This is a genomic window from Acidiphilium multivorum AIU301 (genome assembly GCF_000202835.1).
GTDB classification, from domain to species: Bacteria; Pseudomonadota; Alphaproteobacteria; order Acetobacterales; family Acetobacteraceae; genus Acidiphilium; species Acidiphilium multivorum.
The window spans coordinates 937482-961585 of record NC_015186.1; the positions used below are offsets into that span (position 1 = coordinate 937482).

The following is a 24104-nucleotide window of genomic DNA, read 5'->3' on the forward strand; positions in this document are numbered from 1 at the left end:
TCAACGAGTTCAACAGCAAGCGGAGGAACTGACCATGAAACTGAAGACACTGCTCGGCCCGGCCTGCCTCGGCGCCGTGCTTGCCGCATCGGCGGCGCTGCCGGCCCATGCCGCGACCCAGCCGGCGATCCATTCGCAGAAGGGCAGCAACGGCAAGACGATCGCCATCTTCGTCCCCTCGCTCAGCAATCCGTTCTTCGTGGCGGAGGAAAAATTCGCCGCCGAGGAAGCGACGAAGCTCGGCTACGGCACGATGGTCGCGAGCCATAACGGCAATGCCTATACCCAGCTCAACCTGATCAAGACCGCGATCGCGCGCCACGTCGCCGCGATCATTCTCGACAATGCGGGCGCGGATTCCTCGATCTCGGCGGTGAAGCTCGCGACCAAGGCGGGCGTTCCGGTCTTCCTGATCGACCGCGAGATCAACGCCAAGGGCATCGCCAAGGCGCAGATCGTCTCCAACAACTTCCAGGGCGCGCAGCTGGAGGGGACGGAGTTCGCGAAGCTGATGGGCTACAAGGGCACCTATGTCGAGCTGACCGGTCTGCCGTCGGACACCAACGCCAAGGTCCGCTCGCAGGGTGTCGCCAGCGTGCTCAAGCATTTCTCCGGCATGAAGATGGTCGCCGTGCAGACCGCCGACTGGTCGCAGTCGAAGGGCTTCCAGGTGACGCAGACGCTGCTCGAGGCGCATCCGCACATCAAGGGCCTGGTCGCCGACAACGACACGATGGCGATGGGTGCTGAAGCGGCGCTGCTCGCGGCCCACAAGCCGAACGTGATCGTCACCGGCTTCGATGGCAGTCCGGACGTGATCAATTCGATTCGCAAGGGCCAGATCAAGGCCGACGTGCTGCAGCCGATCGCGACCTTCTCGCGCGAGGCGGTGATCGAGGCGGACAAATACATCCGCACCGGCAAGACCGGCAAGCCTGAGAAGCAGGAGCTGAACTGCACGCTGATCACCAAGGCGAATGTCGGCGACTACACCAACTGGGCGATGAAATCGAAATCCTGAGCTGGCGGCTCGGCAACCACCCGGCGGCCCTTCGCGGGGCCGCCGGCAAAAATCGATCTGAACACCGACGGAACGGGGCGGCGAATGCTCAACGGGGCGCTGATCGGCTGCGGCTTCTTCGCGCAGAACCAGCTTCGGGCCTGGGCGGAGGCCGGCGATGCCGGCATCGTCGCCCTGTGCGACCGGGATGCGGCGCGGCTTGCGGCAACCGCGGCGCGCTTCGGCATCGCCCGCACCTATGACGACGCGGCGGAGATGCTTGCCCGCGAGCGGCCCGACTTCGTCGACATCGCGACCACGGTGGCCTCCCACGTGCCGCTGGTGACGCTGGCGGCGCGCGCCGGCGTGCCGGTGATCTGCCAGAAGCCGTTCACCGAAACGCTCCCCGAGGCGGCGGAGCTGGTCGAGACCTGCCGGCGGGCGGGCGTGAAGCTGATGGTGCACGAGAATTTCCGCTGGCAGGCGCCGATCCGCGCGGTGCGCCGCGTGCTCGATGAAGGCGAGATCGGCCAGCCGTTCTGGGCGCGCATCGCCTTCCGCTCGGCCTATGACGTGTATGCCGGACAGCCCTATCTGGCCGAGGGATCGCGCTTCATCATCCAGGATCTCGGCATACACCTGCTCGATGTCGCGCGGTTTCTGTTTGGCGAGGTGACGACCCTGGCGGCGCGGACCCAGCGGGTGAATCCCCGCATCGCCGGCGAGGACGTGGCGACGATGATGCTCGGCCACGCGGCGGGGGTGACGACGGTCGTCGATTGCAGCTACGCCAGCGCGCAGGAGCGCGAGCTGTTTCCGCAGAGCCTGATCGAGATCGACGGGGCGCGCGGCACGCTGCGGCTCGGCGCCGATTACGAACTCGTCGTGCACGCCGATGGCGCGACGCGGCGCGAGACCGTCGCCCCCGACGAGGCGCGCTGGGGACCGGCGCCCTGGCACGGCATTCAGCACAGCGTGTTCGACATCCAGGAGCATTTCATCGCGTGCCTGCGCGGCGGGCGCGAACCGGAAACCTCGGGGGCGGACAATCTCCGCACCCTCGCGCTGGTCGAGGCGGCCTATCTGTCGGCGCAGCGCGGCGGCGCGCCGGTCGATCCCGCCGCGCTCGTGGCGGCGGCGCGGGACGAGGCCGGGGGCTGACCCGAAAGGGGAGGAGACTGGCTCGGGCGCGGTCGCCGGCTGCCGCGGAGGTTGTCAGCCGGTGGCGAGCGGCGCCTCTCCCATGCGGCTCAACGCGGCGAATACCGAACGAACCGGCCCGGACCAGTCGCCGAGATGCTCCTGGCGATGAAGGGTGATCGAGTCGTACCATGGCGTATCGGTCCGGCCGAGCAGCCAGCGCCAGTCGCACGAAGCCGAAAGCAGAACGTGACACGGCTTGCCCATCGCGCCGGCCAGATGGGCGATCGACGTGTCGACGGTCACGAGGCCGTCGAGATGGTGAAGGATGCCGGCGGTGGCGCCGAAGTCGGTGATCCGGGATGCCAGGCTGTCGATCTCGTAGTCCGCGCATCGCGCGCCAAGCTGTAGCGCGACGAAGTGCACTCCGGGGAGATCGAACAGGCTGGAGAGAGCGCCGGGCGGCAACGAGCGTCGCCGGTCGTTGTTGTGGCCGGGATTGCCGGCCCAGACCAGTCCGAAGACCCGTTCGCCACGGCGCGGCGCGAGATCGGCGAAGCGCGCGATCTCGGCCTCCGGCGCCGCGAGATAACCGCCGGACGCCGGGATCGCGGACGGCGTGAGGCGAAGGACATGAGGCAGGCTCATCTGGTCGATCGCGCAGTCGACATCGGCGGGCGCCGGATCATCGAGCCGGCAAAGGCCGATGCCGAGATGCGCGAACAGCGGGAACAGTGGCGCATGGCAGGCGAGGGTGACGCGGCGCGCCTGCGCGGCCAGCGCGGGCAGGAAGCGCGCGAACATGATCGTATCGCCCAGGCCCTGTTCCGCGCGGACGAGCAGGTGGCGGCCGGCCAGCGATTCGCCGCGCCAGACGGGTGCGGGCAGGCGGTCGAAATGCGGGCCATAGATCGGATGACGCTTGCGCCATTCATACGCCTCGAACCCGGTCGCGAAATCGCCGGACAGCAGGGCGGCGACGCCGCGGTTCCATTGCGCCACGGCGAAATCGGGATCGAGCGCGATGGCCCGGTCGCACAATGCGATGGCTTCCGCCGTATCGCCACGGATGGTGCGCAGCACGGCCAGGCTGGCCAGCGCCTCCCGCAGGTCGGGATTGATCTCGAGTGCCGCGCGCAGGTCGGCCTCGCCCTCATCGATCCGGTCGAGCCCGATCAGCGCGTTGCCGCGGTTGAGCAAGGCCCCCGCATGGCCGGGCTGCGCGGCGAGCACCAGATTGAAGAGGTCGATGGCGGGGCCCGGCTTGCCGAGCGCCGAGAGTGCTGAGCCAAGGGTGAACCGTGCGTGGTCGCAGCCCGGATCCAGCGCCAGGGCCAGGGCCGCGCAGCGCGCCGCCTCGGCGTTGGCGCCGGCCGCCAGATGGGCCGCGGCCAGTCCGGCCTGCGCCGGCGCGAAGCCCGGCCGCAGCCTTACCGCCTCGGCATAGGCTGTGACCGCGCCTGCCGCATCGCCGCGGTCGATCCGCACCGCGCCGGCAACCATCCATCCCTCCGCCAGGTTCGGCATGGCGGCGCAGGCGGCAGAGGCGTCGCGTTCCGCGGCATCGAGCGCGCCGAGCGACCAGAGCGCCAGCGCCCGGTTGGCGAGCGCCGCGGGAAAGCCGGGCAGGACCTCGAGCACGCCGGTGAAGCATGCCGCCGCTTCGGCGTAATTGCCGCTCCCATGGGCCGCGAGCCCTCCGGCGAAAAGCTGTTCGGGCGAGGCGGAGGACGCGAGCACATTCTGATCCATGCCCGCAGCTTAAAGAGATGAGCTTAACGAAACCTTACGGGCGCCACCCGCCGGCGCGGTTCAGCGGTCGGCGACCGCGGTGCCGTAATCCTGCAGCTGCGGCGCGTGTCCTTCGGCCAAGGCGGTGAGGCTCGCCGGCACGTCGCCGATCTGCTCGGCATAGATCCAGCTGTCGGCCAGCACCTGCTGGACGAAGCGGCGGGTGGCCGCGTTCGGGATCGATTCGATGAAGATCAGCGGATCGCCGCCGTCCTTGATCGTGTCGACCCATTTCGACGCGGCGACCGGGCCGGCATTGTAGCTGGCCAGAATGTCGAGCAGGTTGCGCTTCACGTCGGGCTGGGCCGCCAGGTAGCGCAGATAGGACTGGCCGAGCGCGAGGTTGGCCGCCGGATCGTCCAGCCGGTCGGCGATGCCGTAGCGGTGCGCCATCGCGAGCGCGGTCGCCGGCATCAGCTGCATCAGCCCGCGCGCGCCGACCACGGAAACGGCGCGCGGGTTGAAGCCGGATTCGGTGCGGGCGAGCGCATAGACCAGCGCGGGATCGACGCTGAATCCGCCGGCCGGGTGCAGGGCGGGCAGGGGCAGCTTCACCCCGGCAATTTCGTTGCCCGGCAGGACGCGGGTGAGCGCCACCGCGACATCGATCAGCCCGGCGCGGGCGGCGACGCGAAGTGCCGCGCGGCCGAGATTGGGATCGGACTTGATCTGCGGCCACAGGCTGCGCAGGGCGAGCGCCGCATCGCTGTCGCGGCCGACCTGCAGCAGCGCGAAGGCGAGGGCGCCTTCCGGCTGCGCCGCGACCGCCTCGACATCGGCTTCGGACAGGCTGGCGGCAAGGCTGCTGCCGCCGAGATCCCGGCCGAGCAGCCGTCCGGCGAGCATGCCGTAGAACGTGCCCGAATTGTTCGCCGCCTTGCCGAGCCAGGCGAGATAGGCGTCCGCCTGCCCAAGGCGGAGTGCCGCGCGCGCGGCCCAGAAGGCGCCGGCGGCGTGCCGGTCGGGCCCGCAATCGGGCGATTCGGCGGCGTGCTCGAAGAAGGGCAGCGCCTCGGACATCCGGCCCAGCCGCCAGGCGGCGAGGCCGGCGACGAAATCCGGGTCCCACACCCGGTTGCCGCCTTCCTTGGCCGCGGCGGCGGCGATCGAAAGGGCCTGTTCGTAATCGCCGCGGTCGAAGACCTGACGGGCGACGATCGCGCGCAGCGCCGCGCCTTGGGCGAAGGAGATATGATTGTCGTTCCGGATCAGGCCGATGGCGCGGCCGCTCTCGCCGCTGCCGCTCAGGCGCTGCACATATCCGGCAAGGCGCATCGGCACCCGGACTCCTCCGGCCGGCGGCGTCGCCGCGCCGGTGGGGACGATTTCGGGCTCCGGCAGGTAGTCGACCGTTGCGGGCGGCATGTGGCCCCCGCGCGGCAACCGCTTGGCCAGCAGCGCGCGGATGCGGTTCGTGCCGGGCTGGCCGCCATAGGCCTTGAGCCAGGCCTCGAGTTCATGCGGCGTCGAATGGTGATAGGGGCCGAGATAGAGCTGCGCCTGCACCTGGCCCATCAGCATGTCGTTGTCGAGCCGGTGGATCAGCGCCGCCGCCTCGGCCACGCGCCCCGCGGCCTGATCGGCGAAGATCCGGCGATACAGCGTCACGTCGCTCGGCGCGAGCGGGCGGGCGAGCACCACCTCGGCGCCGTTCGCCGGCGTCGAGCGCGGGATCGCATACGCTACGGATTCCGGGCGCGATGCAGCGCCCTGCTTGTCGGTCGAAGGCCCCCTGAGTCCGGCCGGCGCCGCATGTGCGATCGCGGGCATACCGACGGACAACGCCGCCGTGACGATGCACGCCCGGGCGACGCTTAGGCGGGAGAGCTTTTTAACGGCCCCTCGCATGACCGTTCGGCTACACGCCAAATTCCCGGCTGGGCAAGCTCTCCAAGAGGGCAAAATTCTAAAAAAATATACAAAACAAGGAAAACCGCAGGACTTGCGGCCGAATAATTTTCAACTTTTCGTGATGTCTTGTGAATTTCGCATGTCAGCATCGCGCAGGATGCGGGATTCGACACATTCGCGCCGCAATTCCAGAAGGTCCGCCCAGGCGAGGCGCTTCGCGGCGGGCTGCCGCAGCAGGTAGGCGGGATGGTAGGTCGGCAGGGCGCGCAGCGTCTGGTCGAGCCCCTCGATGGTCACCTCCCGCCACTTGCCGCGCAGCCGGGTGATGCCGTCCTTGCCGCCGATCAGCGCGCGCACCGCGACGGCGCCGAGCAGCACCAGCCGTTCCGGCCGCACCAGGGCGATGTGGCGGTGCAGAAACGGCAGGCATTGCGCGATTTCGGTATCCGACGGCGTGCGGTTTCCCGGCGGCCGCCAGGGCACTACGTTGACGATGCGCACGGTGCCGCGGTCGAGGCCGATGCTGCCGAGCATCTTGTCGAGCAACTGGCCGGCGGGGCCGACGAAGGGCCGGCCGATGCGGTCTTCCTCGCCGCCCGGCGCCTCGCCGATGATCATGATCCGCGCATCCTCGGCGCCGTCCGCGAAGACGAGCTGCGTCGCCGTCCGCTTGAGCGCGCACTGGTCGAAAGCCTCGAGGGCGGCGCGCAACTCGGCGAACGAGGCGGCGCCGGGCGCGGACGGGGCGGTGGGAAGCCGCACGACGGTGCCCGGCGCGGACGGGGCGGCCGGAGCGGGCGAGGCCGGGCGCGATGCCGCCGCGCGGTCGGGCGGCGTTTCCAGCAGCGCCTCGTCCGCGCCCCATTCGGCCTGCAGCGCCAGGGCGGCGAGCAGGGCGGCGCGGCTGTCTCCCGTCATCTCTCCGCCTTGAGCGTTCATGGTCCGATTTGCGCCCGAGGCCGGGTTTTGCGCAATGCCGCGAGCTTCCCTATACGTTAATCGAAGCGCAGGAGGAATCGCATGTCAGACACAGTGCCGCCCCGGGAATCCATGGAATTCGACGTCGTCGTGGTCGGCGCCGGCCCGGCCGGCCTGTCGGCGGCGATCAGGCTGAAACAGATCAACGCCGAGCTTTCGGTCTGCGTCGTCGAAAAAGGCGGCGAGGTCGGCGCGCATATTCTCTCCGGCTGCGTGCTGGAACCGCGCGCGATGACCGAACTGCTGCCCGACGCCGATATCGGCGCGATCGAGTTCTCGGCGAAGGCGGGCGAGGACCGTTTCCTGTTCCTCACCGAAACCGGCAGCCACCGCATGCCGACGCCGCCGCAGATGAACAATCACGGCAATTTCGTCGTCAGCCTCGGCAATGTGGTCCGCTTCCTGGGCGCGAAGGCGGAGGAGCTCGGCGTCGAGATCTATCCCGGCTTCGCCGCGGCGGAGCTGCTGGTCGAGGAGGGCCGCGTCGCCGGCATCGCCACCGGCGACATGGGGATCGGCAAGGACGGCCAGCCCACCGCGCAATACCAGCGCGGGATGGAACTGCGCGCAACATATACGGTGTTCGCCGAGGGCTGCCGCGGCTCGCTCGGCAAGCAGCTGATGTCCCGCTTCGGCCTGCGCGACGGGGTCGATCCGCAGACCTACGGCATCGGCATCAAGGAACTCTGGGAGGTGCCGGCGGAGCGCCACAATCCCGGCATGGTCATGCACACGATCGGCTGGCCGCTCGATACCAAAACCTATGGCGGCTCGTTCCTCTACCATCTGGGCGGCAACCTGATGGCCTACGGGTTCGTCATCGGGCTCGACTACGAGAACCCCTATCTCTCGCCCTTCGAGGAGATGCAGCGCTTCAAGACCCACAAGGCGATCCGCCCCTATTTCGAGGGCGCGAAGCGCATCTCCTACGGCGCTCGGGCGCTGAACGAGGGCGGCTTCCAGTCGATCCCCCGGCTCGCCTTTCCCGGCGGCGTGCTGGTCGGCTGCGAGGCGGGGTTCCTCAACGTGCCCAAGATCAAGGGCACCCACACCGCGATGAAATCCGGCATGCTCGCCGCCGAGGCGATCGCCGAGGCGCTGTCCGGCAGCCGCCCCGCGACACTCGACGCCTTCCCCGAGAAGGTGCGCGCCTCCTGGCTCTGGCCCGAGCTTCAGGCGGTGCGCAACATCCGCCCCGGCTTCGCGAAATTCGGCATGTGGGGCGGGCTGATCAACGCCGCGTTCGAAACCTACGTCACCCGCGGCAAGTCGCCCTGGACGCTGCGCAACCACGCCGACAACACCGCGCTGAAGCCCGCCCGCGATGCAACCCCCATCGCCTATCCGAAGCCCGATGGCGCGCTCACCTTCGACCGGCTGAGTTCGGTCTTCATCTCCAACACCAATCACGAGGAAAACCAGCCGGCGCATCTCACGCTGCTCGACCCGGCGAAGGCGATTTCGGTGAACTGGGCCGAATACCGCAGCCCGGAGACGCGCTACTGCCCGGCCGGCGTCTACGAGATCGTCGGCGCCGAGGCGGGCGATCCGAAGCTGCAGATCAACGCGCAGAACTGCGTGCACTGCAAGACCTGCGACATCAAGGACCCGACGCAGAACATCAACTGGGTGGTGCCCGAGGGCGCCGGCGGCCCGGCCTATCCGGGCGGGATGTGAGCATGGAGGCGGCGTGCTCCATCCGCGCCGCCGGCGAGGCCGACCTTGCCGCCGTGGCGCGGATCACCGCGGCGGCCTACGGGCCGTATGTCGCCGAATTCGGCGCGCCGCCCGTGCCGATGACCGACGATCACGCCGCCAGGATCGCCCGTGGCGAAACCTTCCTCGCCGAGATCGCGCATGATCCGGTCGGCCTCGTCAGCCTCGAACTGCACGATGACCATGCGCTGGTGTTCAGCGTCGCGGTCGATCCGCCGTCGCAGGGCAGGGGCCTTGCCGGCGCGCTGCTGCGCTTTGCCGAGACCCGCGCGCGCGGCGCGGGGCGGCGCGAACTCCGGCTCTATACCAACGCCCGCATGACGCGGAACATCGCCATCTACCTGGCGCACGGGTTTCGCGAGACCGGCCGCCGCCCGCACCCGCACCGCGCCGGCTGGACGCTGGTGGACATGGCCAAGACCCTCGATCGTCCCTGACCGGCCCGACCCGTGCCGCCGATTTGCAAAATCCCGCCATTGGCCCGATAGGCAGACGCCATGAACGGAGCAGACCTGCGGATCGGCATTGCCGGCATCACCGGCCGGATGGGCAAGCTGCTGGCCGACGCCGTGCCGCTGGCCGGCGCCACGCTGGCCGGCGGCATCGGCCGCGACGGTGACCTCGCCGCGCTCGCGCGCGAGAGCGATGTGGTGATCGACTTCACCGTGGCCGCCACGGTCAGCCGCCATGCCGGCATCCTCGCCGGAGCCGGCACGCCCTGGGTGCTCGGCACCACCGGATTCGATCCGGCCGCCGAGGCCGACATCGCCGATGCGGCCGCGCGGATTCCGGTCTTTCAGGCGGCGAATTTCGCGCCGGGCGTGAACCTGGTGATCGCGCTGGCCGAGCGCCTCGGCGCCACGCTCGCCGCCGAGACCCACGATGCCGAAATCCTCGAGATGCACCACCGCCAGAAGATCGACGCGCCCTCGGGCACCGCGCTGGCGATCGGTGCTGCGGTGGCGCGGGGCAGGGGCGTCGACCTTGCGGCGGTGAAGGACTCCGGGCGCGATGGCCATACCGGCAAGCGCGAGACCGGCGCCATCGGCTTTGCCGCCCTGCGCGGCGGGCAGATCGTCGGCAGCCACAGCGCGATCTTCACCAGCGCCGTCGAGCAGATCACGCTCACCCACCACGCGCTCGACCGGCGGATTTTCGCCGAAGGCGCGGTCCGCGCCGCGCTGTGGCTGGCCGGCCGCGCGCCCGGGCGCTACGGCATGCGCGACCTGCTCGGCCTGTAGCCGCGCCGCCCCTTGTCTTGACCCCCGGGCGCGATTGCGCCATGCCCCGGCACGCTCCGGCATTCCGCCGGCGCCGCCGCCCGGCCCGGGCACGACGTCTTCGCGACAAGAGGAGAAATCCATGCGCGACAAAGGTGACTACCTGTTCACCTCGGAATCGGTCTCCGAGGGCCACCCCGACAAGGTTGCCGACCGGATTTCGGACACGGTGCTCGACGCCTTCCTGGCGGCGGATCCCTATGCGCGCGTCGCCTGCGAAACGCTGGTGACGACCAACCGCATCGTGCTCGCCGGCGAAACCCGCGGCCCCTCGACCATCACCCGCGAATATCTCGCCCATCTCGCCCGCCTCGCCGTGCATGACATCGGCTACGAGCAGGAAGGCTTCTCCTGGCGCGACGCCAAGATCGACGTGCTGCTGCACGAGCAGTCGGCCGACATCGCCGCCGGCGTCGACGCCGCCGGCAACAAGGACGAGGGCGCGGGCGACCAGGGCATCATGTTCGGCTATGCCTGCTCCGAGACCGACGCGCTGATGCCGGCGCCGATCTATTACGCCCACCTGATCCTCCGCCGCATGACCGAGCTGCGCAAGATCGGCGATGCCCGCGCCGCCGGCCTGCTGCCGGACGCCAAGAGCCAGGTCACCCTGCGCTATGCCGATGGCAAGCCGGTCGGCACCACCTCGATCGTGGTCTCGACCCAGCACGAGGACGGGATGAGCCAGGACGAGATCAAGGCGATGCTCCGCCCGCTCGTCACCGAGCTGCTGCCCGATGGCTGGATGTGCCCGGACGATCAGTTTTACGTGAACCCGACCGGCAAGTTCGTCATCGGCGGGCCGGACGGCGATTGCGGCCTGACCGGGCGCAAGATCATCGTCGACACCTATGGCGGCGCGGCCCCGCATGGCGGCGGCGCCTTCTCCGGCAAGGACCCGACCAAGGTCGACCGTTCCGCCGCCTACATGTGCCGCTACCTCGCGAAGAACGTGGTCGCCGCCGGCCTCGCCACCCGCTGCACCATCCAGGTCAGCTACGCGATCGGCGTGTCGCACCCGCTTTCGGTCTATGTCGACATGCACGGCACCGAGCGGGACGTCGATCACGCCAGGCTCGAAACCGTGCTGCGCGAACTGGTGAACCTCACCCCGCGCGGCATCCGCGAGCATCTGCACCTCAACCGGCCGATCTACGTGCCGACCTCCGCCTACGGCCATTTCGGCCGCGAGCCGGACGACCGGCTGGGCACCTTCACCTGGGAGAAGACCGACCTCGCGCCGGCGCTGAAGGCCGCGTTTGGCCGCTGAGGAGACGGTTGAGGAGATGGCGGGCGGCAAGGCGCTGAAGCCGCCGCCCGACCGGCTCTATGGCCGCGCCCGCGGCCACGCGCTGCGGGCCCGCCAGGAGGAGCTGATCGAGACGTTGCTGCCGCGCCTGCGCTGGCCGGAGCGGAACTTCGCCATCGCGCCGAAGGAACTCTGGCTCGAGGTCGGCGCCGGCGGGTTTGAGCATGCCGAGGCGATCGCCGCGGCCAATCCCGAAATCGGCCTTGTCGCCTGCGAGGTGTTCGTCAACTGCATCGCCTCGCTGCTCTCGCGCCTCGCCCCCGAGGGTGTCGAGCCGACAATCCCGCCCAACCTGCGCGTGCACGACGACGACGCCCGCGCCCTGCTGCGCACCCTGCCGGCGGGATCGGTCTCGCGCCTGTTCCTGATGTTCCCCGATCCCTGGCCGAAGGCGCGCCACGCGAAGCGGCGGTTCGTCCATCCGGCGATCCTCGCCGAGGTCGCCCGCGTGCTCCGGCCGGGCGGGCTGTGGCGGATCGCCAGCGACGACCCGACCTATCAACAATGGGTTGAGGAAGTATTTTCTAACGCAGAGGCATTTTTTTTGTTAAGTAAATCCGGAATTCGCCCCCCGGACTGGCCGCCGACCCGATATGAAGCCAAGGCCATCAAGGCAGGGCGCCAGCCGCACTACTGGACATTTGTTGTAAAATAGCCTGTCAATTCGACGTTTTACGACCTCCGGGCTGTTGACAGATCAGGTATGCAGGATAAAACCGGAATGTGACGTGCGGTTGCCACGATATAACCGGGGTCAGCACATCGTAAGACCCTCGTGTTAGTAGAATGCGGACCGCGCCTGATCGCTGGGCCGAATGCGTCGTGTGAAGCGGCCACAAGTACGGAAGGGGAAATGATCCAAATGGATTTCGAGAACTCTGCATCGTTCAAGCGTCGCGGGCTGCTGAAGGCTGGCGCCGCCGCCGGCGTGTCCAGCCTTGTCCTCCCGCAAGTCAGCTGGGGCGCCAGCGAAACGCCGGTCAAGATCGGCATGATCGACCCGCGCACCGGCGTCTACGCGCCTGCGGGTCACAACGAGATCATCGGCGCCACCATGGCGGTCGACGAGATCAACAAGAAGGGCGGCATTCTCGGCCGGCCCGTCCAGCTTCTCGTCGAGGACGACAACAGCCTGCCCGGGCCTGCCGTCAGCAAGGCGCAGAAGCTCGTCGCCGAGGACAAGGTGAACTTCCTGATGGGCACGGTGAATTCGGCCGCGTCCGAATCGCTCAGCCAGTTCGCCCTTCAGCACGAGATGCTGTTCGTCGACACCGGCGGCCACGCGGATGACGTGACCGGCAGCAAGTGCCACTGGACCACGTTCCGCACCTGCTCGACCACCTGGATGCTCACCGCCGGCGACTTCGAGACGCTCTTCAAGAAGTTCGGCAAGAAGTGGTTCTTCATCGTGCCCGACTATGCCTTCGGTCACGCCCTCTACAAGGACTACATGATCCAGCTGAAGAAGGCGGGCGGCCAGGCCGCGGGCCACGCGCTCGCGCCGCTGGGCACCACCGACTTCTCCTCCTACCTGATCCGCGCCCGCGCCGCGAAGCCGGACGTGCTGATCTGCCTGCAGGCGGGCGACGACCTCGTGAACCTGCTGAAGCAGGCCGTGCAGTTCGGCCTCGACAAGCAGATGGCGATCGCCGGCGCGCTGCAGGAAATGGAAGTGCTCCAGGCGCTGCCGAAGGCCGCTCTCCTCGGCTGGTGGACCTTCGAGTGGTACTGGAACCAGCCCGGCGTTCCGCATGTCGCCGATTTCGTGACGGCGGTGAAGAAGCGCACCGGCGGCAAGGTGCCGACGGCGCGAACCTGGTTCGGCTATGCCACCGCCCACGCCATCGCGATGGCCGCGAACAATGCCAAGTCGCTCGACTCGCTGAAGGTGGTGAAGGCCCTCGAGGGCATGGAACTGCCGCCGGATGTGGCACTGCAGCCGGGCAAGGTTTACTACCGCGCCGGGGACCATCAGATGATGGCGAACATGTTCCCCGGCTACGTCCCCAAGGACGCGAGCTACCCGAACCTGTTCAAGGTGGCCGAAGTGGTGCCGAGCGAGAAGATCGCCCTGTCGCCGGAGGCCGCCGGCTGCAAGATGACGTACCCGAGCTGAAGCCCCGCCCGCGTGGCGGACTGGACCGGTCCACGGCGAAAGCCGTGGGCCCGTTCGCCGCATCCGCCGCGCGACCTCGTCTCCAGCCGCGCCCGCGGGCGCCAGATATGAAGTAAGATCCGTGGAAACTCTGCTTGTCTACAGCGCCTTCAACGGGTTGGTGGTCGGCATCTTCTATGCGCTCATGGCGCTGGGACTGTCGCTGATCCTCGGCCTGAACGGCGTCATCAATTTCGCCCATGGCACCTTCATGGCGCTCGGCGGCTATCTCGCCTTCACCCTCGAACCCTATATCGGCTTCTGGGGCGGGCTGATCGTCGCTCCGCTGCTGGCGGTGGTGGTCGGCGTCGTGACCGAACGGGTGCTGATCCGCCCGCTCTACGGGCGCGATCCGCTGTTCTCGCTGCTGCTGACCTTCGGCCTCGCGATGATCATGCAGGACATGATCCGCACCATCTGGGGCTCGATCGGGCAGCCCTTCGCCCTGCCGAACTACCTCAACTCGCCGCTCAGCTCCTCGATGTTCTTTCTCACCGGCTTCCGCATCGTGGTCATCCTGATCACCGTGCTGGTCACCGGCGCGCTGTTCGCGGTGCTGCGGTTCAGCCGCATCGGCATCCGCATCCGCGCCGGCAATGCCGATCTCGAAACCATCTCCTCTCTCGGGGTGAACATCTTCTTCCTGCGCGCGGCGAATTTCGGCATCGGCATCTTCCTTGCCGGCGTGGCCGGCATCCTCGCCGCCGGCCAGCTCGGCCTGTCGCCGACGATCGGTGATTCGCTGATCATGCCCGCCTTCGTCGCCATCATCGTCGGTGGCGTCGGCAGCCTGATGGGCAGCGTGCTCGGCGGGCTCATCATCGGCATGGCCTCCGGCCTCACCGCGGCCTTCTATCCGGTCGCGCAGGAAGTCGTCATCTACGTCATCATGGCGGTGGTCCTGGTCATCCGCCCCCGCGGCCTGCTCGGCCAGGAAGGTCTGTTCGAATGAGCACTGCACTCGACACCAAGCCGGCCACGCGGCCCGCGCCCTCGATCGGCGGACGCGAGATCTCCGCGGCGATCATCTGGCTCGCCCTGCTGTTCGTGCCGATCTGGCTGCCGGCCGTCGGCGGCTTCACCGATCTCGCCTCGCGCGTGCTGATCTACGCGATGGCCGCGACCGGGCTAAACCTGCTGCTCGGCTACACCGGCGGCCTGTCCTTCGGCCATGCGGCCTATTTCGGCCTCGGCGCCTACGGCACCGGCCTGTTCATCATCCATGTCATTCCCTCGATGCCGCTCGCCCTCATCGCCGGCACGCTGCTCGGCGGCATCGGCGGCATCCTGGTCGGCCCGATGGTGATGAAGCGCAAGGGCATCTACTTCTCGATGATCACCATCGCCTTCGGCCAGATGTTCTACTTCCTCGCCGTGCGCTGGAACACCGTCACCGGCGGCGAGGACGGGCTGACCGGCTTCTCCCGCGTGCCGCTGCATCTCGGCGGCGAAACCATCAATCTCGGCCCGGCGCGCTTCTATTATGTCGTGCTGGCGCTTTTCGCGGTGGTCATGCTCGTCGTCTGGCAGATCCTCCGCTCGCCGATGGGCCATGCCTTCGTCGCCACCCGCGAGAACACCACCCGGCTGCGCTTCCTCGGCGTCGCGGTGGACAAGCAGGTCTGGGTCGCCTTCGCGATCTCGGCCTTCATCACCGCACTCGCCGGCAGCCTGAACGCGATGCTGACCGCCTTCGCCTCGCCGGACGACCTGCAATGGCAGCTCTCCGGCTCCTTCGTCGTCATCTGCGTGCTCGGCGGGATGCGCAGCTTCTGGGGACCGTTCCTCGGCGCCGTGATCTACATCGTCGCGCAGGACTACCTCTCCAGCGTGACCCAGAACTGGATGACCTATATCGGCCTGATCTTCGTCCTGTCGGTGCTGTTCTTCCCGCAGGGCCTGCTCGGCTTCATCAAGGGGAGGGCGCGGTCGTGAGCCTTCTGAAACTCGAACATGTCGGCCGCCGCTTCGGCGCGCTGCAGGCGCTGAAGGACATCTCGCTCGCGGTCGAGCCGGGCGAGCTGCGCGCCGTCATCGGCCCGAACGGCGCGGGCAAGACCACGCTGTTCAACCTGATCAGCGGCTTCTTCCCGCCCACCGAGGGGCAGATCATCTTCGACGGCCAGCCGATCACCGCGGTCAGCCCGAACGAGCTGGTCCGCCGCGGCATCATCCGCACCTTCCAGATCACCCAGGTCTTCCTTTCGCTCTCGGTCTACGAGAATGTCCGCGTCGCGGTGGAAACGGCGATGGGCCTGCAGCTCCGTCCCTGGATCTCGCGGGCGACGCGCGCGAAGGTCGATGAAAAGGTGGACGAGCTGCTCCAGGTCACCCGCATCGCCGACAAGGCGGACCGCATCGTCGGCGAGATGTCGCATGGCGACCAGCGCGTGGTGGAAATCGGCATCGCCCTGTCGCGCCATCCGCGCCTGCTCCTGCTCGACGAGCCGACCGCCGGCATGGGGGATGAGGAAACCCACCACATGACCGACCTGATCCGCCGGCTCAACAAGGACCAGGGCATCACCATGCTGTTCGTCGAGCACGACATGGCGATCGTGTTCGGCATCGCCGACCGCATCACCGTGCTCGACAACGGTACCTTCCTCGCCGAGGGCACCGCGGCGGAAATCTCCGCCAACCCGCGCGTCCAGAGCGCCTATCTCGGAACCGCCATCGAGGAGACCGCCGCATGAGTGCCGTTCTCGAAGCCGAGGGCCTGCAGACCTATTACGGCAAGAGCCATATCCTGCACGGCGTCTCGCTGAAGGTGAACCAGGGCGAGCTGATCGCCCTGCTCGGCCGCAACGGCGCCGGCAAGACCACCACCATGCGCAGCGTCATGGGCCTCACCCCGCCCCGCGATGGCAACATCAAGCTCTTCGGCAAGGATGTGACCAGGGCGGCTTCCCATCGCATCGCCAATGCCGGCGTCGGCTATGTTCCCGAGGGCCGCAAGATCTTCGGGCACATGACGGTGCACGAGAACCTGCTCGTTCCCCCCGAGACCAAGGGGCCGTGGACGATCGAGACGATCTACAAGCTCTTCCCGCGCCTTGAGGAACGCAAGACGAGCAAGGGCGGCCGGCTCTCCGGCGGCGAGCAGGAAATGCTGGCCATCGCCCGCGCGCTGCTGCTCAACCCGAAATTCCTCATCCTCGACGAACCCTCGCAGGGGCTCGCGCCGGTCATCGTGCAGGAAGTCATGCGCACGATCGGGCGGATGAAGGGGGAGGGGATGTCGATCCTGCTGGTCGAGCAGAACGCGCATCTGGCCCTGCAACTCGCCGACCGCGCCTATGTGCTCTCCGACGGCGAGGTCGTCTATGACGGCTCCGCCGCCGAACTCGGTGCGGATACGGAACGGATGGAACACCTCGCCGGCGTCAGCCACGCCGGCTGACGTTGTGTCGATTGGCGTCAGCCACACGGGCTGACGCTGTGGCGATTGGCGGCTGCGCGCCGTTCATCTAAGCATGGCAGGTCAGTCATGAGGCCTGCCATGTCATCGATCGCCGCCCCTCCCACCGCCACGACCGCGACCGACCGCGAGGCCGCGAAGGTCATGGCGGCGGGCATCGCCAGCATGGTCCTCACCGTCGGCCTCGCCCGCTTCCTCTACACGCCGCTGCTGCCGGTGATGCAGGAGCAGGCGCATCTCTCCGTCACCGGCGGCGGCTGGCTCGCCACCATCAACTACGCCGGCTACATGACGGGCACGCTGCTGATCGCCGCGATCGGCGACTTGCGCACCCGTTTCCTGTTCTACCGCGCCCTGCTGGTCATCGCCGTCATCACCACGGCGGCGATGGGCCTGACCACCAGCCTCGTCGCCTGGGCGGTGCTGCGCTTCCTCGCCGGAATGACGGCGGTGGGCGCGCTGCTGCTCGGCACCGGGCTGATGCTCGCCTGGCTGCGCCATCACGGCAGGCGGCTCGAACTCGGCGTGCCCTTCGGCGGCCTCGGCCTCGGCATCGTCGTCTCCGGCCTGCTGCCGATGGCGATGGCCTTCCGGCTCGACTGGGCCGGCGAGTGGATCGCCTCCGGCCTGTTCGGCATCGTCTTCCTGATCCCCGCCTGGATCTGGATGCCGATGCCCCCGCAAGCCGATGCCGCCGGCCCCGCCGCCCTGGCGGACACGCCGCCGGTCGCCCGCTGGATGGCGCTGTTCGTCGCCGCCTATTTCTGCGCCGGCGTCGGCTATGTCGTCAGCGCCACCTTCATCGTCGCCCTGGTGGCGCATCTGCCGGCGCTGCGCGGCATGGGGAATCTGGTCTGGGTCGTGGTCGGCCTCGGCGCGATCCCGACCGCTCCGCTCTGGGACCGCGTCGCCCGCCGCACCGGCGACATCAGGGCGCTGCTCGCCGCCTTCGCCCTGCTCACCCTCAGCATCGCGATCGGCGCGACCACGCGCGGCGTCGCCCTCTCGCTGGTCGGTGCCGCCCTCTACGGATGTTCGTTCAACGGCATCACCAGCATGACGCTGACGATCATCGGCCGGCTCTACCCGCGCAATCCCTCGAAGGCGATGGCGCGGATGACGATCAGCTTCGGCGCCGCGCAGATCATCGCGCCCGCCGTCTCGGGCTATATCGCCGCGCTCACCGGCAGCTACGACGGCGCGCTGTGGATGGCCGCCGCGGTGATGGTCACCGGCATGGCCTGCCTGCTGCTGCTCCCGCGCCGGCGCACCCAGGCGGCAGCCGAAGCCGCCGCCTGATCCATACGATCCTTAGAGCACTTTCCGATCCTTTCGGATCGGATGTAGTGCTCTACCACATTGATAAACAGAGCATCTTTATCCGATCAGATGATTCCATCTGATCGGATGATGCTCTAGTGTCCTGCCCCTGAAATTCGTGGGTGAATTTCAGGGACAAGCAGGCCACTAAACTATTGTTTTTTCCAGTGTCCACTTTGAATCTGAAATCCGATGGATTTCAGATTCGGGACACTAGCGCCCGCGCTGCACCTGCGTCACGTCGCGCACCGCGCCGTTGGCCGCACTCGTGGTCAGCGCCGCATAGGCCTGCAGCGCGGCGGAGACCACGCGCTCGCGCGCGGCCGGTTTCCACGCCGCCTTGCCCTTCGCCTCCATCGCCGCGCGCCGCGCTTCCAGCGTCGCCTCGTCGAGCTTCACGTCGAGCTTGCGGTTCGGGATGTCGATGGCGATGATGTCGCCCTCCTCGACCAGCCCGATCGCCCCGCCCTGCGCCGCTTCCGGCGAGATATGCCCGATCGACAGCCCCGCCGTGCCGCCGGAGAACCGCCCGTCGGTGATCAGCGCGCAGGATTTCCCGAGGCCCTTCGATTTCAGGTACGAGGTCGGATACAGCATCTCCTGCATCCCCGGCCCGCCTTTCGGCCCCTCGTAGCGGATCAGCACCACGTCGCCCGCCTTCACCCTGTCGCCGAGAATGCCGGCGACCGCGTCTTCCTGGCTCTCGAAGATCCGCGCCGGCCCCTCGAAGACGAGGATCGACGCATCGACGCCGGCCGTCTTCACGATCGCGCCGTCGAGCGCGATGTTGCCATACAGCACGGCGAGCCCGCCATCCTTGCTGAACGCGTGCTCGGCGTCGCGGATGACGCCCTTCTCGCGGTCGAGATCGAGGCTCTCGTAGCGCCGGCTCTGGCTGAACGCCTCCGTCGTCCGCACCCCGCCGGGGGCGGCGCTGTAGAGCGTCTTCGCCGTCTCGCCGCCGCGCATCACGTCCCAGCGGTCGATCGCCTCGCCGATCGTCTTCTCGTGCACCGTGGCGCAGTCGCGATGGATCAGCCCGGCGCGGTCGAGCGCGCCGAGAATGCCCATGATGCCGCCGGCGCGGTGCACGTCCTCCATGTGGACATTGCTGACCGAGGGCGAGACCTTGCAGAGATTGGGCACCCGGCGCGACAGCCGGTCGATGTCCGCCATGGTGAAGTCGAGTTCCGCCTCGCGTGCCGCGGCCAGCAGGTGCAGCACCGTGTTGGTCGACCCGCCCATCGCGATATCGAGCGACATCGCGTTCTCGAACGCCTTGAACCCGCCGATCCGGCGCGGCAGCACGCCCTCGTCGTCCTGCTCGTAATAGCGCCGGGCGAGATCGACGATCTGCCATCCCGCCTCGACGAACAGCCGCTTGCGGTCGGCATGGGTGGCGAGCAGCGAGCCGTTGCCCGGCAGGGCGAGGCCGAGCGCCTCGGTCAGGCAGTTCATCGAATTGGCGGTGAACATGCCCGAGCACGAGCCGCAGGTGGGGCAGGCGGAGCGCTCCATCACCGCGGCCTGCTCGTCGGTCTTGGTCGGGTCGGCGGCGACGACCATGGCGGTGATCAGGTCGGCGGCCCTGGTCTCGCCATCGGCGATGTATTTGCCCGCCTCCATCGGCCCGCCCGAGACGAAGATGGTCGGGATGTTCAGCCGCATCGCCGCCATCAGCATGCCCGGCGTGATCTTGTCGCAGTTGGAAATGCAGACCAGCGCGTCGGCGCAATGGGCGTTGACCATGTATTCCACCGCATCGGCGATCAGCTCGCGCGAGGGCAGCGAATACAGCATGCCGCCATGACCCATGGCGATGCCGTCATCGACGGCGATGGTGTTGAACTCCTTCGCCACCCCGCCGGCCGCCTCGATCTCGCGGGCGACGAGCTGGCCGAGATCCTTCAGGTGCACATGGCCCGGCACGAACTGGGTGAAGGAATTGGCGATGGCGATGATCGGCTTGCCGAAATCCGCATCGCCCATGCCGGTCGCGCGCCACAGCGCGCGGGCGCCCGCCATGTTGCGGCCGTGGGTGGAGGTGCGGGAACGGTATTGGGGCATGGTGTCTCGTTTCCAGTCTGGCAATTTTGCCGGTTACTATAGGGTCAGGACCGGTGCCGCGCTACCCTGCGCCGGTCAGGGCGAACACCCGCAGCGCCGAGGCGAGCGGGCGGTCCGGGTCGCGCGCGGCGTCGACCTCGCCGACCAGCGTGCCCAGCGCCACGCCGCGCCGCGCCGCCGCCGCCTCCAGCGCCGTCCAGAATTCCGGCTCCAGCGCCACGCTGGTGCGGTGCCCGGAGAGCGACAGGCTGCGCTTCTCGAGGTTCATTCCCGCCGCGGCAGCACGTAGAGCAGGGCCGGCAGGAACACGAAGGTGGCGATCAGCACGGCCAGCAGGCTGAGCAGCAGCAGCGCGCCGAGGCTCGCCGTGCCGCGGTCCTGCGAGGCGGCGAGCGAGCCGAAGGCGGTGCCGGTGGTCAGCGCCGAGAACAGCACGGCCCGCGCCGTGGCCGAGCCCAGCAGGTGCTTCATCCCGTCGCGCCAGTTCATCACGAAATACACGTTGAACGAGACGCCGACGCCGAGCAGCAGCGGCAGCGCGATGATGTTCGCATAGTTCAGCTGCAGCCCGGCGAGATGGGCGAACAGCGCGGTGAGAACGGCCGACAGCGCCAGGGTGAGCACCACCAGCGCCGAATCCCGCGCCGAGCGGAGAAACAGCATCAGGATCAGCCCGATCGCGGCGGCGGCCAGGGCGGCGGCCTCGCGGAAGGCGCCGAGGATGGTCTGCGCCGTCGCCACCGTGGTCGCCGCCGGCCCGGCCGCGACCGGCACCACCGTCTCCACCGCCCGCACGAAGCGCCACAACCCCGCCGAGCTTTGCGCCGCCGCGGTCGGAATCACCTGCACCCGCACCTCGCCGCCCGGCAGGAACCAGTCCCGCTTCACCGACTGCGGCAGGTTCGCCGCCGTGATCTCCTGCGCCGAGAGCGCCTGGTTCAGCCTCGTCAGCGCATCCGGCAGATAACGGGTGAGGGCGGCGTTCATCGCCATCACCCGCGCGTCGGGAGCGGACTTCAGCTGCTCCAGCGCGGCGCCGATGCCGAGCAGCGGGGAGTCCTTCGGCAGCTTGCCCGCGACCGCGGCGATCTCCGCCGCCGCCTTCGCCGCCGCCGCGCGCAGGCGCTGCGGCGTCACCGCGGGCGGCGTGCCGGCCGCGAGGCTCGGCGCCAGGATGCCCTGCGTCTGCCGGATCATGCCGAGCTTGGCCGCCTGGTGCTGCGGCACGAAGGTCGCGCCGGAAATCACCTGCGAGACCTCGGGGAGCTTGCCAAGCCGCGCCGAAAGCTGCCGCGCATCCTCGACATTCTTCGCCAGGACATTGATGTAGAAAGGATTCGTGACCGATTTGTCGAGCAGCGAATGCAGCGTCCGCATCGCCTCCGTATTCGGGTTCTGGGTGTCGAGCGGGTTGGCGTCGAACTGCAGCGTGGCGGCGGCGAGAATGCCGGCGATCGCCACCGCGGCGAAAATGCCGAGCACCGGGCGGCCGTGCCGCTGCAGCGCGCTGTCGCCCCAGTCGCCGAGCGGAAAGCCGATCCGCTCCGCCTCGCCGCGCGGCCGCGTGTAGGCGAGCAGGGCGGGCAGGAAGGTGATCGTGCAGATGAAGGCGATCACCATGCCGATCCCGGCGATCAGCCCCAGTTCGGCGACGCCCACGAAGCTGGTCGGCACGAAGGCGAGAAAGCCGCAGGCCGTCGCCCCGGCGGCGAGCGCGATCTGCACCCCCGCCTCGTCGGCGGCGCCGATCAGCGCCAGCGCGGGGTCGTCCACCCGGCGGCGCACGTCGCGCAGCCGCACGCAGAACTGGATCGCGAAATCGACCGCGAGGCCGACGAACAGGATCGCGAAGGCCACCGAGATCAGGTTCAGCGTGCCGATGGCGAGGGCGGCGAAGCTGATCGTCAGCGCAAGTCCCGCGAGCAGCGTGGCGAGGATCGGCACGATCATCCGCCACGACCGCACCGCGAGCAGCAGCCAGAGCGTGATCAGCGCGGTGCTGATGAGCAGCCCGGCCACCATCCCCTGGGTCAGGCTGGCGAACTGCTCGTCCGAAAGCGGGATCTGCCCCGTGTAGCTGATCCGCGCCGAGCCGTCCTTCACCTCCGGCAGCCTGGCGATGATCCGCCGCAGCGCCGCCGTCGCCACCCCGCCCGGCTCCAGCGCGCCGTGATCGAGAACCGGATGGATCAGCACGAAGCGCACATTGCCCTGCTCCGCGGCCACCCCCGGCATCAGCAGCGACTGCCACGAGAGCGGCGCGGGATGCCCGGCCGCCGCGGCCGCCAGCGCCTTGCGGAAGGTGTCGAGCTGGGCGCGGTAGGGGGCGAGGTTGGCCTGCCCCGCGCCGACGCCCACCGCCATCAGGTCGAGCGCCTTGAACAGCCCGGCGGCGGAGGGATCGGCCGAGAGCTGGCCGAGAAAGGGCTGGGCGGTGACGATCGAGTTCAGCAATGTGGCGAGCTGCGTCTCGGGCAGCAGCAGCAGGCCGTCGCGGTCGTAGAAACTGCCGGTGCCGGGGCGCGAGGCATCGTGGAAATGGGTCTTGTCCTCCGCCACCTTCGCGGCCAGCGCCTTCGCCGTCGCGTCCGCCGTCTCCGGCACATCGGCGCGCACCACCGCGACGATGAGGTTCTGGAACTGCGGGAACGCCCGGTCGAACTTCATCTGCTCCTGCCGCCAGGGCAGGCTGGCGGCGAAGAGGTGATCGGTATTGGTGTCGATCCCGAGATGGGACGACGTATAGGCGAGCCCGAGCACGATCGCGGCCAGATAGGCCGCGATCACCGCCCGCGCGTGGCGGCGGCTCAGGGCGACCGCGGTCATGATCAGTCTTCGCATCGAACGGTTCCGGTCCGTGGTCGCATACCGTGCCCTGGTGTCCCGCGCTGAGATCCGGAGTGAATTTCAGCGCCGATCAGGTCACGAATATGTTGATTTTACGAGTGTCCACTTGAGTCTGAAACCCGGCGGACTTCAGTGTCGGGACACTAGGCCCTGCGCCATGGCGCGGCAAGACAATGGCCCCGCGCCGGGCGGCGTCAGCCGCGCACCAGCGCGTCCGGCACGGCGAGCCCCGCCTCGCGCAGCGCCGCCGCCGCGCCGGGGTGGAAGGGCACCGGCGAACTGCGGTCGATCCAGCCCGCGTCCAGCCGCGCCGGCCCGCTGCCGGGCAGGGTGCGCAGCAGGGCGGCGCGATGGATCAGCGCCGCCCGCGTCACCGCATGGGCCAGCCCTTCCGGCAGGTTCGCCGCACCGATGGCGATCGCCTCGGAGCCGATCGTCGCCACCGCGGCGGACAGATGCGGCAGCGCGTCGCGGCCGATCACCGTCGGCCCGATGCCGGGCAGCGCCCGCCGCGCCGCCGCGATCTCGCCCCGCTCGAAGCCGATCAGGTTGTAGCCGCCGCTCGCCGCCGCGGCGCGGACCGCCGGCAGCGGCGTGACGCCGAAAAAGGCGCAGGCGTCGATCCGGCCCTTTTGCAGCAGTTCGATCTGCTCGTGATAAAGCCCGTCGATCGCCAGCTGCGGCCGCACCCCGGCGGCGGTGAGCGCCGCCGCCGCCAGCACCGCCCCGGCACCGCCGGCCGGGCCGACGCCGATCCGCTTGCCGTCCAGGTCGCGCAGCCGGCGCAACCCGCTCCGCGCCGGCGCGAAAATCTGCAGGCTCGCGCCGAAGACCGGAAACAGGGCGCGGAATCCCTGGAGCTTCACGCCGCTGGTCCAGGCGCCCTGGCCCATCCAGGCCTGTTCGGCGACGGCCAGCACCGCGAGGCCCAGCTGTGCCGCGTGCTGCTCCACCAGCAGGATGTTGGCGGCGCTGCCGCCGGATGCGCGGTAGGACACGGAAATCCGCGCGGCCTTCTGCGCCAGCTGTCCCCATGCCTGGCCATAGACCGAGAACCCGCCGCCCGGCTGGCCGGTCCCCATCGTGATGGCCACCGGCATCACCGGCAGGCTCGCCGCCCGCGCCGCCAGAGGCGCCCCGGCCATCGCCCCCAACACCGCGCGCCGTCCCCGCGCCATTGCCATTCTCCTCGTCATGTCCCGCGTTGTTCCGCCCGATTTGGGCGAATT

Annotated in this window: 20 protein-coding genes; 13 read left to right on the plus strand and 7 right to left on the minus strand. The window is 68.9% G+C overall.

Features of this window, described 5'->3' with window-relative positions:
• Positions 1-34: 34 nt before the first annotated feature.
• Both ACMV_RS04095 and ACMV_RS04100 read left to right on the plus strand, forming a co-directional pair.
• The gene (locus ACMV_RS04095) at positions 35-1021 is read left to right on the plus strand and encodes a D-ribose ABC transporter substrate-binding protein (protein ID WP_013639646.1); all 987 of its coding nucleotides are present in this window, start codon (positions 35-37) and stop codon (positions 1019-1021) included.
• Positions 1022-1105: 84 nt separating this feature from the next.
• Entirely contained in the window at positions 1106-2161 is a 1056-nt protein-coding gene (locus ACMV_RS04100) for a Gfo/Idh/MocA family protein (protein WP_007423170.1), read from the plus strand.
• A gap of 54 nt (positions 2162-2215) precedes the next feature.
• Here the strand turns inward: ACMV_RS04100 and ACMV_RS04105 are convergent, their stop codons facing one another.
• The 3 genes from ACMV_RS04105 to ACMV_RS04115 form a co-directional block, all read right to left on the minus strand.
• Positions 2216-3892, minus strand: coding sequence for a tetratricopeptide repeat protein (locus tag ACMV_RS04105; RefSeq protein WP_013639647.1), 1677 nt, complete (start codon positions 3890-3892; stop codon positions 2216-2218).
• Between the two features lie 60 nt (positions 3893-3952).
• A complete protein-coding gene (locus ACMV_RS21775; protein WP_007423168.1) occupies positions 3953-5701 on the minus strand; it encodes a lytic transglycosylase domain-containing protein in 1749 nt (582 codons plus the stop codon).
• A gap of 189 nt (positions 5702-5890) precedes the next feature.
• The gene (locus tag ACMV_RS04115; protein ID WP_456236364.1) at positions 5891-6700 is read right to left on the minus strand and encodes a uracil-DNA glycosylase; all 810 of its coding nucleotides are present in this window, start codon (positions 6698-6700) and stop codon (positions 5891-5893) included.
• Between the two features lie 102 nt (positions 6701-6802).
• Here ACMV_RS04115 and ACMV_RS04120 point away from each other — a divergent pair, with 102 nt between their 5' ends.
• The 11 genes from ACMV_RS04120 (at position 6803) to ACMV_RS04170 (ending at position 17940) form a co-directional block, all read left to right on the plus strand.
• Positions 6803-8437 carry an electron transfer flavoprotein-ubiquinone oxidoreductase gene (locus ACMV_RS04120; RefSeq protein ID WP_013639649.1) on the plus strand — a complete coding sequence of 545 codons (1635 nt, stop codon included), beginning with the start codon at positions 6803-6805 and terminating at the stop codon, positions 8435-8437.
• Positions 8438-8439: 2 nt separating this feature from the next.
• A complete protein-coding gene (locus ACMV_RS04125; protein WP_007422806.1) occupies positions 8440-8913 on the plus strand; it encodes a GNAT family N-acetyltransferase in 474 nt (157 codons plus the stop codon).
• Between the two features lie 60 nt (positions 8914-8973).
• On the plus strand, positions 8974-9717 hold the full coding sequence (gene dapB, locus ACMV_RS04130; RefSeq protein WP_013639650.1) for a 4-hydroxy-tetrahydrodipicolinate reductase: 744 nt from the start codon (positions 8974-8976) through the stop codon (positions 9715-9717).
• Between the two features lie 121 nt (positions 9718-9838).
• Positions 9839-11026 carry a methionine adenosyltransferase gene (gene metK, locus ACMV_RS04135; protein WP_007422803.1) on the plus strand — a complete coding sequence of 396 codons (1188 nt, stop codon included), beginning with the start codon at positions 9839-9841 and terminating at the stop codon, positions 11024-11026.
• A gap of 16 nt (positions 11027-11042) precedes the next feature.
• Positions 11043-11720 (plus strand): tRNA (guanine(46)-N(7))-methyltransferase TrmB, encoded by a 678-nt coding sequence (gene trmB, locus ACMV_RS04140; protein ID WP_013639651.1) that lies wholly within the window; start codon positions 11043-11045, stop codon positions 11718-11720.
• A gap of 198 nt (positions 11721-11918) precedes the next feature.
• On the plus strand, positions 11919-13181 hold the full coding sequence (locus ACMV_RS04145; RefSeq protein WP_007422801.1) for an ABC transporter substrate-binding protein: 1263 nt from the start codon (positions 11919-11921) through the stop codon (positions 13179-13181).
• Between the two features lie 121 nt (positions 13182-13302).
• The gene (locus ACMV_RS04150) at positions 13303-14172 is read left to right on the plus strand and encodes a branched-chain amino acid ABC transporter permease (RefSeq protein WP_007422800.1); all 870 of its coding nucleotides are present in this window, start codon (positions 13303-13305) and stop codon (positions 14170-14172) included.
• Positions 14169-15155: a branched-chain amino acid ABC transporter permease gene (locus tag ACMV_RS04155; protein ID WP_007422799.1), complete on the plus strand. Its 987-nt coding sequence runs from the start codon at positions 14169-14171 to the stop codon at positions 15153-15155. The genes ACMV_RS04150 and ACMV_RS04155 overlap by 4 nt, the downstream gene beginning before the upstream one ends.
• Complete coding sequence (locus tag ACMV_RS04160; protein WP_011941952.1) at positions 15152-15916, plus strand: ABC transporter ATP-binding protein; 765 nt, start codon at positions 15152-15154, stop codon at positions 15914-15916. Before ACMV_RS04155 ends, ACMV_RS04160 begins: the two co-directional genes overlap by 4 nt.
• Entirely contained in the window at positions 15913-16623 is a 711-nt protein-coding gene (locus ACMV_RS04165; RefSeq protein ID WP_007422797.1) for an ABC transporter ATP-binding protein, read from the plus strand. The genes ACMV_RS04160 and ACMV_RS04165 overlap by 4 nt, the downstream gene beginning before the upstream one ends.
• A 99-nt stretch (positions 16624-16722) precedes the next feature.
• The gene (locus ACMV_RS04170; RefSeq protein WP_013639652.1) at positions 16723-17940 is read left to right on the plus strand and encodes a YbfB/YjiJ family MFS transporter; all 1218 of its coding nucleotides are present in this window, start codon (positions 16723-16725) and stop codon (positions 17938-17940) included.
• Positions 17941-18174: 234 nt separating this feature from the next.
• Here the strand turns inward: ACMV_RS04170 and ilvD are convergent, their stop codons facing one another.
• The 4 genes from ilvD to ACMV_RS04190 form a co-directional block, all read right to left on the minus strand.
• Positions 18175-20028: a dihydroxy-acid dehydratase gene (ilvD, locus tag ACMV_RS04175; protein WP_007422795.1), complete on the minus strand. Its 1854-nt coding sequence runs from the start codon at positions 20026-20028 to the stop codon at positions 18175-18177.
• 61 nt (positions 20029-20089) lie between these two features.
• Complete coding sequence (locus ACMV_RS04180; protein WP_011941950.1) at positions 20090-20296, minus strand: ribbon-helix-helix domain-containing protein; 207 nt, start codon at positions 20294-20296, stop codon at positions 20090-20092.
• Complete coding sequence (locus tag ACMV_RS04185; RefSeq protein ID WP_013639653.1) at positions 20293-22869, minus strand: MMPL family transporter; 2577 nt, start codon at positions 22867-22869, stop codon at positions 20293-20295. Before ACMV_RS04185 ends, ACMV_RS04180 begins: the two co-directional genes overlap by 4 nt.
• Positions 22870-23069: 200 nt before the next feature.
• The gene (locus tag ACMV_RS04190; protein WP_013639654.1) at positions 23070-24053 is read right to left on the minus strand and encodes a TAXI family TRAP transporter solute-binding subunit; all 984 of its coding nucleotides are present in this window, start codon (positions 24051-24053) and stop codon (positions 23070-23072) included.
• Positions 24054-24104 lie beyond the last annotated feature (51 nt).